General features: G+C 74.0%; 1 protein-coding gene. It reads right to left on the reverse strand.

Going from position 1 to position 250, the window contains the following annotated elements; translation table 11 throughout:
* Nucleotides 1-250, reverse strand: a 250-nt coding sequence (locus ACVA58_RS28435) for an amidase family protein (protein ID WP_446513577.1), incomplete at both ends; no start/stop codon positions are given.

Genomic DNA, 250 nt, shown 5'->3' on the forward strand with positions numbered 1-250 from the left:
CGCCACGGCCATGCCGCCTGCCACCGTGACGGCGCCACCGGAGGTGGAGCCACCCGCTGCACGCGTGCCGTCTGCCGGCGTACGTGGCGTGCCGTAGTGCGGGTTCAGGCCCAGGCCCGAGAACGCGAATTCGCTCATGTTGGTGCGGCCGAGCAGTACCGCGCCGGCTGCACGCAGGCGTGCCACGGCTGCAGCATCCGCAGTGGCTGCGGGTTGGTGGGCCAGCGCGCGCGAGCCCGCGGCCGTGACT

This window comes from Photobacterium sp. DNB22_13_2 (genome assembly GCF_052873915.1).